The organism is Paraburkholderia aspalathi, assembly GCF_900116445.1.
GTDB classification, from domain to species: Bacteria; Pseudomonadota; Gammaproteobacteria; order Burkholderiales; family Burkholderiaceae; genus Paraburkholderia; species Paraburkholderia aspalathi.
In genome coordinates, this window is sequence record NZ_FPBH01000003.1 from 367,370 (window position 1) to 384,604 (window position 17,235).

Consider the following 17,235-nt stretch of genomic DNA (forward strand, 5'->3'; position numbering starts at 1 on the left):
CGACAGGTAAGTTGCGTAGCGACTGGCCATCCGGCCAGGGTCCGCTCGCCGCGCTGGCGGGTTAAACTCACGCCCTGAACAGCTAACGCAAAAAGACACCACGGATGGGCATTCAAACCGCAGCGGCCAATGACGTCGCACAACACACGCCGATGATGCAGCAGTACCTCCGCATCAAGGCGGATCATCCGGGCACGCTGGTGTTCTACCGGATGGGCGACTTCTACGAGCTCTTTTTCGAAGACGCGGAAAAGGCCGCGCGTCTGCTCGATTTAACACTTACGCAGCGCGGCGCCTCGGCGGGCAATCCGATCAAGATGGCGGGCGTGCCGCATCACGCCGTCGAACAATATCTGGCCAAGCTGGTGAAGCTCGGCGAATCCGTCGCGATTTGCGAACAGATCGGCGACCCGGCTACGTCGAAAGGGCCCGTCGAGCGCAAAGTGATGCGCGTGGTCACGCCCGGCACGCTGACGGATGCAGCGCTCCTGTCCGACAAGAACGACGTCTACCTGATGGCGCTGTGCGTCGCGCATAACCGCCGCGGCGTCGCCACGAGCGTCGGGCTCGCGTGGCTGAATCTGGCGAGCGGCGCACTACGCCTTGCCGAAGTAGCGCCCGACCAGGTGGCCGCCGCGCTCGAGCGGATTCGTCCCGCGGAAATTCTGGTGGCCGACGCGCCCGCCGACTCCGCAAGCTGGACGCCGCCGGTCAACGTCGGCGCCCTTACCCGCGTGCCGGTGTGGCACTTCGATATCGCCTCGGGCACGCAGCGTCTGTGCGACCAGCTGGAAGTGGCCGGCCTCGACGGCTTCGGCGCGCACTCGCTGACAGCCGCATGCGGCGCGGCCGGCGCGCTGCTGCTGTATGCGGCGGCCACACAAGGCCAGCAATTGCGTCACGTGCGCAGCCTGAAGGTCGAGTACGAGTCGGAATATATCGGGCTCGACCCCGCCACACGCCGCAATCTAGAACTCACCGAAACACTGCGCGGCACCGAATCGCCCACGCTGTGTTCATTGCTCGACACCTGCTGCACGACGATGGGGAGCCGTCTGTTGCGTCACTGGCTGCATCATCCGCCGCGTGAAGCCGCCGTGGCGCAAGCACGTCAACAAGCCATCGGCGCACTGCTCGACGCACCGCTGGGCGCAGGCGTCGACACGCTGCGCGGCGCGTTGCGGCAAATCTCCGACATCGAGCGGATCACCGGGCGTCTCGCGCTGCTGTCGGCGCGCCCCCGCGATCTGTCGAGCCTGCGCGATACGTTCATCGCCTTGCCCGAGTTGCGCACGCAACTCGCGGCCGTTTCGTCCAATGCGGATTCGCTGGCGCGTATCGATGCGTCGCTGGAACCGCCGCAAGCCTGCGTCGAACTGCTCAAGCGCGCGGTCGCGCAGGAGCCCGCCGCGATGGTGCGCGACGGCGGCGTGATCGCGCGTGGTTACGATGCGGAACTCGATGAGTTGCGAGATATTTCGGAGAACTGCGGGCAGTTCCTGATCGACCTCGAAACGCGCGAACGGGCGCGCACCGGCATCGGTAATCTGCGCGTCGAGTACAACAAGGTGCACGGCTTCTATATCGAAGTCACGCGCGGCCAGACTGACAAGGTGCCGGACGACTACCGCCGCCGTCAGACGCTGAAAAACGCCGAGCGTTACATCACGCCTGAGCTGAAGACGTTCGAAGACAAGGCATTGTCCGCGCAGGAACGCGCGCTGGCCCGCGAACGCTCGCTTTACGACGCGTTGCTGCAAGGGCTGCTGCCTTTTATCCCGGACTGTCAGCGCGTCGCGGCGGCACTCGCCGAACTCGATCTGCTGGCTGCTTTCGCCGAACGCGCTCGCGCGCTCGATTGGGTCGCGCCGACGTTTTCGCCGGATACCGGCATCGAAATCGAGCAGGGCCGGCATCCGGTTGTCGAGGCGCAGGTCGAGCAATTTATCGCTAACGACTGCACGCTCACACCCGAGCGCAAGCTGCTGCTGATCACCGGCCCGAACATGGGCGGTAAATCGACCTTCATGCGGCAGACCGCGCTGATCGCGTTGCTGGCCTACGTCGGCAGCTATGTGCCCGCACGGCGCGCGGCATTCGGTCCGATCGATCGCATCTTCACGCGGATCGGCGCCGCGGACGATCTGGCCGGCGGCCGCTCGACCTTTATGGTGGAGATGACCGAAGCCGCAGCGATCCTGAACGACGCAACACCGCAAAGTCTCGTTCTGATGGACGAAATCGGGCGCGGCACGTCGACGTTCGACGGCCTCGCGCTGGCGTGGGCCATCGCGCGGCACCTGCTCTCGCACAATGGCTGTCATACGCTGTTCGCCACCCACTACTTCGAATTGACGCAGTTGCCCGCTGAGTTTCCACACGCGGCCAATGTGCACCTTTCGGCAGTCGAGCATGGGCACGGCATCGTGTTCCTGCATGCGGTCAGCGAAGGGCCAGCGAATCAGAGCTATGGTTTGCAGGTCGCGCAACTGGCCGGTGTGCCGAACGCAGTGATTCGTGCCGCCCGCAAGCATCTTGCGCATCTCGAACAACAATCGGCGGCGCAACCCGCACCGCAACTCGATCTGTTCGCCGCGCCTATGCCCATGCTGCTTGAAGACGCCGACGACGGCCCCAGTGACAAGCAGACAGCAACGGCAGCGTCGCCGGCCATGCAGGCGCTCGTCGAACGTCTGCGTGCAATCGATCCGAACGATCTGCGGCCACGCGAAGCGCTCGATCTGCTGTACGAACTGCACGACCTGGCCGCCGCGCCGGATGCAGATCATTGACGCACACAGGCCCTCGCAGCGCCCGCGCAAACTTTGCGCGGCGCTGACCAATGCTCTCACGCTTACGGGCGGCTTTGCGTCTCTAGCGTCGTTTGTGGTGCTCGTGGTGAGTGCCCCGCTCGCGCACGCCGAAGCGCCGCGCTTTGCGTTCGCGGTCATCGCCAGCACGATGCAAAGCCCCGCCGACGAAGCGCCCACCCAACGTCTGATTGACGCAATCGGCCGCGACCGCGACGTATCGTTCGTCGTCTATGACGGCAATCTGAAGGGCGCGAAAGAAGCCTGCCGCGATGCGTTATACGAACGGCGCCACGCGCTGCTCGAAACATCGCGGCCCGCCCTCTTCTTCATTCCGGGCCAGCACGACTGGGCCGACTGCAGCACGGCTGAGGCCGGCGGCTTCGACCCGGTCGAGCGCCTCGATCAACTCCGCCAGACCCTCTTCACCGACTCCACCTCGATGGGTCAGAACCCGATCGCATTGACACGCGAGAGCGAAGTGTCGCGTTTCCGTCCGTTCCGGGAAAACGTGCGCTGGCAAGTCGGCGATACCGTGTTTGTCGGTCTGAACGCGCCGAGCCCGAACAATCACTATCTGACCGCGGGCGGCCGCAATGGTGAGTTTGAAGATCGCGTTATCGCCAATGCATTCTGGCTCGAACATGCCGGCGAATATGCGAAACGCCGCGACGCGCGTGCGATTGTCGTATTCATTCAGGGCGACCCCGATCCGGAGCGCTACGAACGGCCCGACCGTTTCGCGTGGCTGCGCTTTGCGCGAAACACGCGACGCGACGGCTTTCTGGAATTCAAACGCAGCCTCGTCAAACTCGCGCAGATTTTTCGCGGACCGGTGCTGGTGATTCATTGCGACGACGAACGCGCGAGCGCCGGCTTCGTGATCGATCAGCCGCTACGCAATGACAAGGGGATGCTGGTGACGAACCTCACGCGTGTCGCGCTTGCGCCGCATGATCGTCTTAACCAGTGGATTCAGATTGAAGCGGATCTCGGCAAGAAACCGCCGTTCCGCGTGAGTGTGCGCGACGTGCCGAAGCAAATGCCAATGCCGATAGCAGCACCGGCGCCGCAGCGCGAAGAGCCGGCCGCTTCGATGCCGGCCGTGCCCGCCTTGGGCCCCGCTTCCGAGTTGCCGCCGTTGTTGCAAACGCCCGGGCAGCAGCAACCGGACTCGCAGCAACACAGATCGACGGACGACGGCAACGGCGAGTATGGGCCTGCCATGTCCGGCCCGCCCGCCTCGACCGTTTTGCCGCACGCACCGAGTACGCCCTCAGGCGCGCCCAGTACGCCCGCAAGCTCAGTGCAGCGTGGGCCCTGACTTGTCGTCTTCGGCTTCGTCGTCATCGTCATCGAGGACTTCGAGGCCGTCGGCGCCATGCGCGTGTTCGTGCTGGATTTCGTCTTCCGTAGCCGGACGCACGTCCTTGACGGTCAGCGCGAAACGCAGCGCCATGCCGGCGAGCGGATGGTTGCCGTCGAGCACGACTTTGTCTTCCGCCACGTCGGTCACCACGTAGACGAGCGAATCGAGATCCTCATCGCCTTCTTCCGGCGTGCCTTCGAATTGCATGCCGACTTCGAGCGGTTCCGGGAAGCGATCGCGCGGCTCGATCTTCACGAGATCGGGATCGTACTCGCCGAACGCGTCTTGCGGCTCGAGCTGGATCTGAGTCTCGAAGCCGGCCTCGTGGCCGTCGAGCTCTTCCTCGATCTTGGGGAACGTGCCATCATAGCCGCCGTGCAGATAGACCATCGGCTCGTCGCTTTCTTCAATCAGATTGCCCTGCGCATCCGATAGCTTGTAAGCGACCGACACGACGGTGTTCTTTGCGATTTTCATTCGATTCTCCAGAATACAACTCACATTATACGATGCCCAAGCGGCCCACTGACCACCCGGCCGATGCAGCTTCGGCACGGAATTCTTCGCCGGCTTCAAAGCCGGCTCGCCCTATTCTCCCGCCCTCGCCCGACACGCCCACGCCCTTGCTCGGCAATCTGACACCGTCGCAATTCATGCGCCGGTACTGGCAGAAGAAGCCGCTGCTGATCCGCCAGGCGATCCCGAACGTAGAGGCGCCGCTGTCGCGCGAGGAGTTTTTCGAGCTGGCCGATCAGGACGAAGTCGAAGCACGTCTGATCACGCACTTTCGCAACAAATGGCAGTTGGAGCACGGCCCGTTCGCGCCGGATGAACTGCCCTCGCTCAAGCAGCGCGCCTGGACCTTGCTCGTACAAGGCGTGGATCTTTACGACGATCGCGCGCGCGCCTTGCTCGACCGTTTCCGCTTCGTGCCGGACGCGCGTCTGGACGACCTGATGATTTCGTATGCGAGCGATGGCGGCGGCGTCGGCCCCCACTTCGATTCCTACGATGTGTTTCTTTTGCAAGTAAAAGGCAAGCGCCGGTGGCGAATCAGTGCGCAGAAAGATCTGACACTCCAACCGGGTTTGCCGTTGAAAGTTTTACAGCATTTCGAAGCAGAAGAGGAATGGCTGCTCGAGCCGGGCGACATGCTGTACCTGCCGCCGCATATCGCTCATGACGGTGTTGCCGAAGGCGAATGCATGACCTGCTCGATCGGTTTTCGCGCCCCGTCCGCGGGCGAATTGACCGCGCAGTTCCTCTATCATCTGGCCGAACGCGGCGACTCGGCCGCGCGGCCCGATGCGCTTTATCGCGACCCGCAGCAAGCCGCAGTAGACCGTCCGGCAGCGCTGCCCGCCGCCTTGATCGAACGGGTTGGTTCGATCCTTGCTGGCGTCAAGTGGAGTGAGCAGGACATTGCGTCGTTCCTTGGCACGTACCTCAGCGAACCGAAGCCGAGCGTCGTGTTTGATCCGCCGCAACGACCGCTCAATGAAGCACGTTTCATCAGTCAGGCATCCAAGTCTGGCATTCGACTGGACCGCAAGACTAATTTGTTGTACAACCGCCGTTTTTTCTTCCTAAATGGAGAGGAAACGCCGTTTAATGGGGCCAAAAAGTGGTTGATTGACCTCGCTGACCACCGGTGTCTGAGTGCGAAACGCTTTGTAACACTCTCAGACGATTCGTCGGTGACAGCACTGCTTCACGAGTGGTATTGTGCGGGCTGGATACAAGTGGGCGAGCTTGCGTAACTCTGCCCGCCTGTTATACCGTACTGTGAAATTTTGTATGAGAAAGACAACGTATTGACCCCGGATTTATGGATTGTCAGTACGAAAGTGCATATAATTTCCGCCCAAGCCGTAGGGAAGATTCTAGCTCGTCAAAAGAGCGTCTCCACCAACGGCCCAGGTCGATGTTGGAGCACATTACCGGTATTATTTTGCGCTGTTGCTTACCTTTAACCATAAAAGGACGTGATCATGAAGAAATCCCTCCTCGTAGCATCCCTGTTGGCAGCTGTGGCACTGGCTGCATGCAACAAGAGCAACGATCAAGCCGCTGCCCCGGCTAGCGACGCAGCTGCTGCTTCGGCACCGGCTGCTGCAGCTTCGGATTCGGCTGCTGCTGCATCGGGTGCGGCTGCTGCTGCGAGCGACGCTGCTGCTTCGGCTACGACCGCTGCTTCGGACGCAGGCGCTGCTGCTTCGGCTGCTGCTCCGGCTTCGGGCGCAAGCCAGTAAGCTGTCGCATAGGGTTCGCCTCTGGGCGAAAACTGCTCCGGGAAATCATCTCGATTTCCTGGGCAGTAAAGCAAAACGCCACGGATTCAAATCCGTGGCGTTTTGTCATTTAAGCGCCGTTTTTTACAACGGCATTCGCTTAATCACCTGCTATTCAGCCGGCGTTGCGTTCTCTTCGAAGAATTCACGCACGACTTCGATCTCTCGTGTGCGTTTAAATGGCGGCAGGCTCTGCCATATGCGGCGCCCATACGGTTTGTCGACGAGACGGGTATCGCAGATCATCAGCACGCCGCGATCGGTCTCAGCGCGAATCAGACGACCTGCGCCCTGCTTGAGGGTAATCACAGCCTGCGGCAACTGGTGGACCGCGAACGGGCTCAATCCCTTCTTCGTTAGCGCATCGAGACGCGCCGACAGCACCGGGTCATCAGGCGGCGCAAACGGCAGCTTGTCGATCACGACCAGCGAGAGCGCATCGCCCCGCACGTCCACGCCTTCCCAGAAGCTCTGGCTGCCCACCAGAATCGCATTGCCATACGCACGGAAGCGATCGAGCAACTCAGTGCGGCTCGCGTCACCCTGCACGAGCAACGGATAGTCCCAGCCGCGTGCTTCAATGGTGTCGCGCAGTTTGGCCGAGATGCGGTCCACCGCGCGCAACGTCGTGCACAACATGAATACGCCGCCGCCCGATGCTTCGATCGCGGGCAATGCCGCGTCGAACACGGCGTCGGTAAACATTGGCGACGAAGGCTGCGGCAAATTGCGCGGCACGTACAGAAGCCCTTGCGTCGGATAGTCGAAGGGGCTCGGCAGCGTCATCGAGCGCTTTGCGTTCAGGCCCATCTGCGCCGCGTAGTGCGTGAAGTCGCCACGCACCGACAATGTCGCCGAGGTGAAGATCCAAGCGCGCGGCACACCCGCGCGCTGCTTAGCGAAGATCGGCGCAACCGACAGCGGTGTTTCGTGCAATTGCACCGTATGCGCGAACACTTCGATCCAGCGCACCTTTTCGTTCGGATCGGTGCGTTCGGCCTTGGCGTCCTCCGCGGCGGCGTCAGCGGCTGCGCGTTCGGTCTCGGTGGGCGGTGTGGTCCAGCCCGCGAGCACGCCTTGCAGTTCGCGTGCGCGGCGCAGACACGCCCCGATCGATTCGGCTCGCTCGGCCTGACCCGCCAACGCGGACGTCAATGCGTCGAGCTCGGTCTCAAGTGTTTCGAGTGCGGGGAATAGCGGATGATCGTCGGGCAACTGACCGATCGACAAGCGCACCGTATCCTCCTTGAAAGCGAGCCGCACGTCACGCGCCGCGCGTTCGAGTGTCGAGCCGAGCTTGACCCAGTCGACCGATTCACGCGCATGACCCAGGCCCTCCGCCACGGAATCGCGCGCGAGCTCGAGAAATTGCGTGGTGGAAAGCGTCTCGCCGAAAAACAGCGTCGCGGTTTCCGGTAGTTGATGCGCTTCGTCGAAGATGATGGTGTTGGCCGTCGGCAGCAATTCAGCCATGCCGGTATCGCGCAACATGATGTCGGCGAAAAACAGATGGTGATTCACCACCACGATATCGGCCTGCTGCGCCTCGCGGCGCGCCTGCATCACGAAGCATTCCTTGTAATGCGGGCACTCCTGGCCAAGACAGTTCTCACGCGTGGACGTAACCATCGACCACACTGCCGCCGTTTCCGGCACGCTCGCGAGTTCAGCCTTGTCGCCGGTGCGCGTGATCTTGGCGAAGCGAATGATGTCCTGCAGATACGAGGTTTCCTGGCGCGAAGGCAGGCGACCGTTATCCGCTGTGCGCTGCAGATAGTAATGGCATAGGTAGTTCGCGCGGCCCTTGAGCATCGCCACCGACACCGGCACGGCGAGCGCATCGCGCACGGTCGGAATATCGCGCTGAAAGAGCTGATCCTGCAGATGCTTGGTGCCGGTGGAGACGATCACCTTGCCGCCCCACAACATGGCCGGCACGAGATACGCATAGGTCTTGCCGGTGCCGGTGCCCGCTTCCACGATCAGCGTGTTTTCGCTGCCGTCGAGAGCGCTCGATTCGTCGTTTTCAGGGGCACCAGTTGCAGCCTCAGCGCCTGGCGCTTGCAGACGCCGCGCCGGACGCTTTTGCGCCTCGAACATCGCGGGCTCGGGCATCGCGCGGCCCGACGCTTCCATGGCCGCCGCGACGGCGCGCGACATCTCGATCTGCGACGCGCGCGAACGATAGCCGTCGATCTGACGGGCGAGCAGGCCGTTGTCGGCGAAGATATCGTCCAGTTCGGCAACGCGGCGTGGATTCAGCGACGCGGAGAGCGCAGACGCGGGAGGACGCAGCGCGGGCGTGCCGGCCGCCGGAGCGTCCTCGCCCGCCGTGGCGCGTGGTGAAGTTTCAAGCGGTGAATTCAAGGCAAGCGTTTCCTGCAAAGTCCGGCGCGCGCGGCGCGACCCGGCACCTGCCAGGGCGCGAACTCAGGCGCGTGCGTCCGGTTCGAGCTGCAATTGCAGCAAGATGATGGTGTCCTTGACTTTGAGTTTGCGCTTTTTCAGGCGCTGCAACTCGAAGTCGTCGATGCCGGGCTCTTCCGACATTCGGTCGATCAAGCGATCGAGCCCACTATGCTCCGATTCCAGTTGCAGAATACGGTCGCGCAATGTGTCCGCGGTGATGACGTGATGTTGATCGCGCATGCTCGCCTCCTCTCGTATGCGGCACAGGGCTGCATATGCAGCCCAATGCCTGAGGTTGCTGTCCGGCTTAAAACGCGTTACGACGACTGCTGCCTGGCTACTACCCTACCAGAACCCGCTACAGCACACCTACTGTTGTTCCTTTTGCTGCTTTTGCTGTTCTTCAAGCTGCTGTTGCTCTTTCAACTGGTCCTGACGTTTCTGCTCGGCTTTCTCGGCCGCCTGCTTCTGACGAGCCTCGACATCGGCCTTGTGCTGCGCCGCGTCAGCCTGCTTCTTCTCGAAGGTCTGCTGCTTCTCCACCCGCTCCTGCGCCTTTTGCGCGCCCTGCTGACGCGCCTGGTCGAGCTTGCGTTGGAAGTCGCCCTGCTTCTGGTCGTATGCCTGGCTGTTGGCAGCGGCCTGCGACGGGCTGATGCCGCGCTGCGCCTGATCCAGCGCGTGCTGTTGTTGCTTCTGCTGATAGGCTTGCGCGTTGGCGCTGCGTTGCGGCGCCTCGGCCGCGCGCTGCGCCTGGTCGAGCTGGTGTTGGCGCTGCTTGTCTTCGTAGGCCTGGGCGTTGCGCGCGTCGTCAGCGGCACGCTGCGGCGCGCTGGCTTCGTCTTGTGCGCGTTTGAGCGCTGCCTGCTCGTCACGCTGGCGAGCGTGCTGGACACGCTGTTCACCGTCGAGCGCGAGCTGTTCCTTGCGAATATCGGCCTGCACCGAACGCATGCTGTCGCGCGCTTTGTTCAGACAGTGGTTGACAAAGAACTTACTGTAGCAATCGTGTTCGGCGACCGCGTAACGGTAGTTGTTTTCCTCGGTACGCTGATCGAGGACTTTCTGCCGCGCGTCGAATGCGCTGTTGGGCGATGCCGCGTTATCGGCATTGTCCGCGCCCGTGGCGCTCATGGTGCTCGTTGTGCCCGAAGCCGCTGCCGGCGCGAGGCTGCTGGCGGCCACGAGCGGCGCTGCGGATTGCGCTACGGCCGGCGCGGACATGGCCAGCGAAGCTGCCATGACGCACGACGCGCACGAAACGAAAAACATCCCATTGGACGGAAGCGCTGACCTGAACAGGGACCGCAACACCGACGTGAGCGATGTAAGCGGCGAGCGCGACACACGCGGCGTCAGAAAAAGCGGTAATTGTGACAAGCGAGAGACCAAGCGGGAGTCCAGGCGGTTGAGGGACAGGGAGGTTGGCAACGTCGTAATTGGTCAACGGAACATGCCCGAAATTCTATCACCCTGCGGTTGAGCCCTTTTGCATTTATGGCAAAATGCCCCGCTCCAGCAACCTGGTCGCAGCGCGCACGCCCAGCGTACACCGGTGTGCCCGACGTGGGCCCGGAGTATGCCTGGCATGTGCCGGGCATGTGCCACTACGGCGCGACCTTTGATTGAGCAGCAGGAACACCAAGACCTTATGACGGAAACCGTAGCACTCAAGATCGTACAGCGCATCGCCGCCGAACTGTCCGTCCAGCCGCGCCAGGTCGCGGCCGCGGTGCAACTTCTCGACGAAGGAGCGACTGTTCCGTTCATCGCCCGCTACCGGAAGGAAGTGACCGACAATCTCGACGACACGCAACTGCGTAATCTCGAGGAGCGCCTGCTGTACCTGCGCGAGCTGGAAGACCGGCGCGCCACGATCATCGCGAGCATCGACGAACAGGGCAAGCTCACCGACGAACTGCGCGCCGCGATCGAAGGCGCCGACAGCAAGCAGGTGCTGGAAGACCTGTATCTCCCGTATAAGCCCAAGCGCCGCACGCGCGCGCAGATCGCCCGCGAAGCCGGCCTGCAGCCGCTCGCCGACGCGCTGCTGGCCAATCCCCTCCTCGACCCGCAAACCGAAGCCGCCGCCTACGTGGACGCCGAGAAAGGCGTCGCCGACGTCAAGGCCGCGCTCGATGGCGCGCGCGACATCCTCTCCGAACAGTTCGGCGAAACCGCGGATCTGCTCGGCAAGCTGCGCGATTACCTGTTCAACCAGGGCGTGGTGTCGTCGAAGGTGGTCGAGGGCAAGGAAAACGCGGAAGAAGAAAAATTCCGCGATTACTACGATTACGCGGAAACCATTCGAACCGTGCCGTCGCATCGCGCGCTGGCCCTGTTCCGCGGCCGCAATGCGGGCGTGCTGATGGTCAAGCTCGGGCTCGGCGAAGAACTCGACGCGCAAGTGCCGCATCCGGGCGAAGCGTTGATCGCCCGCCACTTCGGCATCGCCAATCAGAACCGTCCGGCCGACAAGTGGCTCGCCGACGTGTGCCGCTGGTGCTGGCGCGTGAAGGTGCAGCCGCATATCGAAAACGAACTGCTGACCAATCTGCGCGACGAAGCCGAACATGAAGCGATCCGCGTGTTCGCGCGCAATCTGAAGGACTTGCTGCTCGCCGCGCCCGCCGGACCGAAGGCCGTGATCGGCCTCGATCCGGGTATGCGCACCGGCGTGAAAGTCGCCGTGGTCGACCGGACCGGCAAGGTGCTCGCCACCGACGTGATTTATCCCCACGAGCCGCGCCGCGACTGGGACGGCTCGATTGCGAAACTGGCGCGCATCTGCGCACAAACGCAGGCTGAGTTGATCAGTATCGGCAACGGTACGGCGTCGCGCGAAACGGACAAGCTTGCGAGCGAGCTGATCGCGCGTCATCCGGAATTCAAGCTGCAGAAGATCGTCGTCTCGGAAGCCGGTGCGTCCGTGTACTCCGCCTCCGAACTCGCGGCGAAGGAATTCCCGGACATGGACGTGTCGTTGCGCGGCGCGGTGTCGATTGCACGCCGTCTGCAGGATCCGCTCGCGGAACTGGTGAAGATCGAGCCGAAGGCAATCGGCGTCGGCCAGTATCAGCACGACGTGAATCAGCGCGAACTGGCCCGCTCGCTCGACGCGGTGGTCGAGGATTGCGTGAACGCAGTCGGCGTGGACGCCAATACGGCGTCGGTCGCGTTGCTCGCGCGCGTGTCTGGATTGAACGCGACGCTGGCTCGCAACATCGTCGACTATCGTGATGCAAACGGCCCGTTCCCATCGCGCGAACATCTGCGCAAGGTGCCGCGTCTGGGCGACAAGACCTTCGAACAAGCCGCCGGTTTTCTGCGCATCAACAACGGCGAGAACCCGCTCGACCGTTCGTCGGTTCACCCGGAAGCGTATCCGGTCGTTGAACGCATGCTGGCGAAGATCAGCAAGCATGTCGGCGAAGTACTCGGCAATCGCGACGCACTGCGTGGCCTCTCGCCGGCCGAATTCGTCGACGAACGTTTCGGCCTGCCGACCGTGCGCGACATTCTGCTGGAACTCGAAAAGCCGGGCCGCGACCCGCGCCCCGAGTTCAAGACCGCGACCTTCCGTGAAGGCGTCGAGAAGGTCAGCGATCTGACGCCGGGCATGGTGCTCGAAGGCGTCGTGACGAACGTGGCGGCCTTCGGTGCGTTCGTCGACATCGGCGTGCATCAAGACGGTCTGGTGCACGTGTCGGCCATGTCGACGAAGTTCATCAAAGACCCGCACGAAGTGGTCAAGGCCGGCCAGATCGTCAAGGTGAAGGTGCTGGAAGTCGACGTGAAGCGACAGCGTATCGCGCTGACCATGCGTCTGGACGACGAGTTCGGCGCGGCAGCCGCGCCGCGCAGCGGTGGCGGCGCCCAGCAGGATCGGGGCGGTTCGAGCCGTTCGGGCGGTGCTGGCCGCGGCGCGCAGCAACAGCGCTCGCGTGAGCCGGAAGCAGGCGGCGCAATGGCCGCGGCATTCGCCAAGCTCAAGCAGAAATAAGCGGGTTCGTCAGTGCGTGATTCGCCCACGCACTGACATCCGCGATGACTGAGCAGAAAAAAGCCCACGCAATTGCGTGGGCTTTTTTTATCTCTTTTCGCTTGCCGCGCCTTCACATGCAAGGCGCGTCCGAGCCTCGATCCGTCGCGTCAGATCTCGATCTTCGTCCCCAACTCCACCACCCGGTTGGCGGGAATACTGAAGAAGTCGGTCGGCTTGGCGGCGTTCTGATGCATCCACGCGAACACACGTTCGCGCCACACCGACATGCCCGGCAACTGCGTAGGCACGACCGTTTCGCGAGCGAGGAAGAAGGACGTGTCCATTATCTCGAAGGTCATGTCGTGCGTGCGGCCGACTTCGAGCAACACAGCCTTCACGTCAGGCGTTTCGTTGAAACCGTACGCTGCCTTGACGAGGAACAAGCCGCCGTTCAGATCCTTTACCGTCACGCGTTCCGCATCGTTCACATACGGAATATCCAGCGTCACGAAAGTCAGGAAAATTGTGCGTTCGTGCAGCACCTTGTTGTGCTTCAGGTTGTGCAGCAAGCTCACCGGCACGAGCGAATCGCTACCCGTCAGATAGATCGCGGTACCCGACACACGATGCGGAGGATGCGCGAGCAGACCCTGCAGGAACGGCATAAGCGGAATACCGTCAGCCGCCGTACGCTCCTTGACGATCATCCTGCCCTTGAACCAGGTCATCAGCAGGAAGAACAGGAGCGCGCCGATGCCGAGCGGCAACCAGCCGCCTTCGGCCACCTTGAGCAGATTGGCGCCGAAAAAGCCTAAGTCGACCGCCATGAACACGCCGATGATCAGCGCCACGAGGAACTTGTTCCAGTTCCACACATTCACCATGACGACGCAGGCCAGGACCGTGGTGATGACCATGGTGGCCGTCACCGCGATACCGTACGCGGCGGCGAGGTTATCCGAGCTCTTGAACGCGATCACGATGCACAGAATGATGAACAGCAGCATCCAGTTCACCACCGGCACATAGATCTGGCCGATCGCCAGTTCCGACGTGTGCAGGATCTTCATGCGCGGCACGTAGCCGAGCTGGATCGCCTGGCTCGTCAACGAATAGGCGCCGGAAATCACAGCCTGCGACGCGATCACGGTCGCCACCGTCGACAGCACCACGAGCGGCAGCAGCGCCCAATCCGGTGCAAGCAGGAAGAACGGGTTTTCGATTGCCTTCGGGTCGTGCATCAGCAGCGCGCCCTGGCCGAAATAGTTCAGCACCAGCGAAGGCATTACGAGGAAGTACCAGGCCATGCGGATCGGCTTCGCACCGAAGTGGCCCATATCGGCGTACAGCGCTTCGGCGCCCGTCAGCACCAGCACGACCGAGCCAAGCACCACGTAAGCCTGCAACACGTGCGCGGCCATAAAGGTGTAGGCGTAGTACGGATTCAGTGCGCGGATCACATTCGGCGACTGCAGGATGTGCCACAGACCGAGCGCGGCGAGCACCACGAACCACAGCACCATGATCGGGCCAAACAGGCGGCCGACGGTGGCCGTTCCGTGCCGCTGAATCCAGAACAGCAGCACGAGGATCACCATCGTGAGCGGCAGCACCAGATGAGACAGATTGGGCGCCGCGATCTCAAGGCCTTCGACCGCGGAGATCACCGAAATGGCGGGCGTAATCACCGCGTCGCCATAGAACATGCAGGCGCCGAAAATGCCGAGCATCATCAACAGGCCGGCCATTTTCGACTTCTGGTCGAGAGAGCGCAGCGCCAGCGCCATCAGCGCGAGGACGCCGCCTTCGCCGTTGTTGTCGGCGCGCATCACGAACAAGACGTACTTGATGCTGACCACGATCACGATCGCCCAGAACAGCAGCGAGATCACACCCAGAATCGATTGGTTGGTCAGCGGAATGCCATGTGCCGGGCTGAAAGCTTCTTTCAGCGAGTACAGCGGGCTCGTGCCGATATCGCCGAACACCACTCCGATCGCAGCAATCGCGAGGGAAGGCAGAGGCTGTTTGTGCACGTGATTGTTATCTGTCATAGACGCGAGGAAATCCGTTCCCTGAGCGGAAAAAACGACCGCTATTCTAAACTGCCCGCCTAGCGCCGCCCGGCTTGTTGTGGATACACCACGTGGATGGTCCGCGCAGTGTAGCACTGCGATTTAGGCGCGTCTGCTGCGTCAGGCGTTTCGCCGGCGCGGCAGGCGCGTTTTGCGAGGCACCCTTCGCGGGACATACGGCGGACACATAACGCACATAAAAAAAACGGAGCCCAATCGGGCTCCGTCTTGCAGACACTGCACGGGATACGACGCGATACACACGACGTCGTAGCGCGCATCACGTGCCCGACGACTCCTGGTCCTGCTGCATGCCGCGCTTGATCCACGCGCCGAGGTTATGCGGACGAACCGTGTCCCATTCCTCGAACGGCTGGTGAATCCACGGATTGGTCGGCAGATACTGCACATGGTAATCAGGCCTCACTTTCGAGCAGCCCTTGTACCAGAGTACCGCCGAGCGCACCGCGGTGATCGCCGGATAACGTTCTTTCAGATGTGCCTGCACGCGTGCCAGCGTCACACCCGAATCGACCAGATCGTCGACCAGCAGCACGTTGCCGTGCAGCTCGCCGCGCGTCATCGTGATGTATTGCGCGATGTCGAGCTCGCCCTGCTCCGTACCGGCCGCTTCGCGGTACGAACTGGTGGCGAGAATCGCCAGCGGCAGATCGTAAATACGCGAGAGCTGGTCGCCGACGCGCAAACCGCCGCGCGCGAGACACAGAATCTTGTCGAACTTCCAGCCCGATTCATGCACCTGCAACGCCAGCAGTTCGATCAGCCGGTGATATTCGTCCCAGCCGACCCACAGGTTCTTGTCGTCGTTGCGCGGGTCTTTCATCGCAATCATGGGTACACCTTGCACCATGGCTTAAACCTTGAACGGATGACGAAGCAGAATCGTTTCGTCGCGATCCGGACCGGTCGACACCATGTCGATCGGAATGCCCGCGACTTCCTGCACACGCGTCAGATAAGCACGCGCGGTGGCCGGCAGCTTGTCCCATTCCGTGATGCCGACGGTGCTTTCCTTCCAGCCCGCGAAGGTTTCGTACACCGGTACGCAACGCGCGACTTCCGATGCACCACGCGGCAGCAGGTCGATATTCTTGCCGTCGACCGTGTAGCCGACGCACAGCTTCACTTCGTCGAGGCCGTCGAGCACGTCGAGCTTGGTCATGCACAGACCCGACACGCCGTTGATCTGGATCGAGCGGCGCAGTGCGGCGGCGTCGAGCCAGCCGGTGCGGCGCGGACGGCCGGTGACCGAGCCGAATTCCTTACCGACCTTGGCGAGTTCGAGGCCAATCGGTTCCTGACGCGCGGCGTTATCCGCGTCGTACAGTTCGCTCGGGAACGGGCCCGAACCGACACGCGTGCAATACGCCTTGGTGATGCCAAGAATGTAGTTCAGCTTTTGCGGACCCACACCTGCGCCCGCGGTAGCCGCACCGGCCACGCAGTTGCTCGACGTGACGTACGGATAGGTGCCGTGGTCGATGTCGAGCAGCGTGCCTTGCGCGCCTTCGAATAGCAGATTGTTGCCGGCGGCGTTTTCGTCGTACAGACGGCGCGACACGTCGGTCACCATCGGCTTCAGACGGTCGGCATAGCTCAGCATCGTGTCGAGCGTTTGCTGGAAGTCGACTGCGGCGACGCCCAGGTATTGCGTCAACACGAAGTTGTGATAATCGAGATTTTCACGCAGACGTTCGGCGAAGCTTTCCGGCTCGAACAGGTCCTGCACGCGCAAACCGCGGCGCGCTACCTTGTCTTCGTAGGCCGGGCCGATGCCGCGGCCGGTGGTGCCGATCTTGCTCGCGCCACGGCGCGCTTCGCGGCCCTGGTCGATGGCAATGTGATACGGCAGGATCAGGGTGGTGGCTTCGGAAATGAAGAGGCGATTCTGAACATCGACCCCGGCGGCTTCGAGCTCGCCAATTTCCTTGAACAGCGCTTCCGGCGACAACACGACGCCATTACCGATGTAGCACGCGACGCCGGGATGCATGATGCCCGACGGAATCAGACGCAAGATGGTTTTCTTGCCGCCGATGATAAGCGTGTGACCGGCATTGTGACCGCCCTGGAAGCGAACGACGCCTTGAGCGTGGTCCGTCAGCCAGTCGACGATCTTGCCCTTGCCTTCATCACCCCACTGGGTTCCCACGACGACGACGTTGCGCCCGGGGTTCACATTCACTGCGCTGGCAGACATGTTGTTTCGTAAGCTGGTTAAAAACGTATTCTACCTATGTTCGCGGAACCTTCCGAATTTTTCCGTTTCCGCTCA

The 17,235-nt window shown here is 62.3% G+C and carries 12 protein-coding genes; 5 read left to right on the top strand and 7 right to left on the bottom strand.

The features are described from left to right. The first annotated feature begins 104 nt into the window (after positions 1-104). Both mutS and BM438_RS06625 read left to right on the top strand, forming a co-directional pair. Positions 105-2,792, top strand: coding sequence for a DNA mismatch repair protein MutS (mutS, locus tag BM438_RS06620; protein WP_093633509.1), 2,688 nt, complete (start codon positions 105-107; stop codon positions 2,790-2,792). Then, positions 2,779-4,134: a hypothetical protein gene (locus BM438_RS06625; protein WP_093633510.1), complete on the top strand. Its 1,356-nt coding sequence runs from the start codon at positions 2,779-2,781 to the stop codon at positions 4,132-4,134. Before mutS ends, BM438_RS06625 begins: the two co-directional genes overlap by 14 nt. Here the strand turns inward: BM438_RS06625 and BM438_RS06630 are convergent. Continuing rightward, positions 4,114-4,656, bottom strand: a complete 543-nt coding sequence (locus BM438_RS06630; RefSeq protein WP_093633511.1) for an FKBP-type peptidyl-prolyl cis-trans isomerase — start codon at positions 4,654-4,656, stop codon at positions 4,114-4,116. The genes BM438_RS06625 and BM438_RS06630 overlap by 21 nt on opposite strands. Positions 4,657-4,688: 32 nt before the next feature. Between BM438_RS06630 and BM438_RS06635 the strand changes: the two genes are divergently transcribed. Together BM438_RS06635 and BM438_RS06645 are read left to right on the top strand one after the other, a co-directional pair. Then, positions 4,689-5,939: a cupin domain-containing protein gene (locus tag BM438_RS06635; protein WP_093633512.1), complete on the top strand. Its 1,251-nt coding sequence runs from the start codon at positions 4,689-4,691 to the stop codon at positions 5,937-5,939. A 231-nt stretch (positions 5,940-6,170) separates the two neighbouring features. Next, positions 6,171-6,431 (top strand): hypothetical protein, encoded by a 261-nt coding sequence (locus BM438_RS06645; protein WP_093633513.1) that lies wholly within the window; start codon positions 6,171-6,173, stop codon positions 6,429-6,431. 150 nt (positions 6,432-6,581) lie between these two features. Here the strand turns inward: BM438_RS06645 and yoaA are convergent, their stop codons facing one another. The 3 genes from yoaA to BM438_RS06660 all read right to left on the bottom strand — a co-directional run bounded on the left by yoaA (position 6,582) and on the right by BM438_RS06660 (position 10,151). After that, on the bottom strand, positions 6,582-8,837 hold the full coding sequence (gene yoaA, locus BM438_RS06650; protein WP_093633514.1) for a DNA repair helicase YoaA: 2,256 nt from the start codon (positions 8,835-8,837) through the stop codon (positions 6,582-6,584). Positions 8,838-8,900: 63 nt separating this feature from the next. Further along, a complete protein-coding gene (locus BM438_RS06655) occupies positions 8,901-9,119 on the bottom strand; it encodes a DUF465 domain-containing protein (RefSeq protein ID WP_093633515.1) in 219 nt (72 codons plus the stop codon). A 129-nt stretch (positions 9,120-9,248) separates the two neighbouring features. Then, entirely contained in the window at positions 9,249-10,151 is a 903-nt protein-coding gene (locus BM438_RS06660) for a hypothetical protein (protein ID WP_093633516.1), read from the bottom strand. 379 nt (positions 10,152-10,530) lie between these two features. Here BM438_RS06660 and BM438_RS06665 point away from each other — a divergent pair, with 379 nt between their 5' ends. Beyond that, the gene (locus BM438_RS06665) at positions 10,531-12,882 is read left to right on the top strand and encodes a Tex family protein (RefSeq protein ID WP_093633517.1); all 2,352 of its coding nucleotides are present in this window, start codon (positions 10,531-10,533) and stop codon (positions 12,880-12,882) included. Positions 12,883-13,031: 149 nt separating this feature from the next. On the opposite strand, the gene BM438_RS06670 is transcribed toward BM438_RS06665, so the two are convergent. The 3 genes from BM438_RS06670 to BM438_RS06680 all read right to left on the bottom strand — a co-directional run bounded on the left by BM438_RS06670 (position 13,032) and on the right by BM438_RS06680 (position 17,160). Continuing rightward, positions 13,032-14,918 (bottom strand): potassium transporter Kup, encoded by a 1,887-nt coding sequence (locus BM438_RS06670; RefSeq protein ID WP_093633518.1) that lies wholly within the window; start codon positions 14,916-14,918, stop codon positions 13,032-13,034. A gap of 301 nt (positions 14,919-15,219) precedes the next feature. Then, positions 15,220-15,810: a phosphoribosyltransferase gene (locus BM438_RS06675; protein ID WP_093633519.1), complete on the bottom strand. Its 591-nt coding sequence runs from the start codon at positions 15,808-15,810 to the stop codon at positions 15,220-15,222. A gap of 3 nt (positions 15,811-15,813) precedes the next feature. Beyond that, complete coding sequence (locus BM438_RS06680; RefSeq protein WP_093633520.1) at positions 15,814-17,160, bottom strand: adenylosuccinate synthase; 1,347 nt, start codon at positions 17,158-17,160, stop codon at positions 15,814-15,816. Positions 17,161-17,235 lie beyond the last annotated feature (75 nt).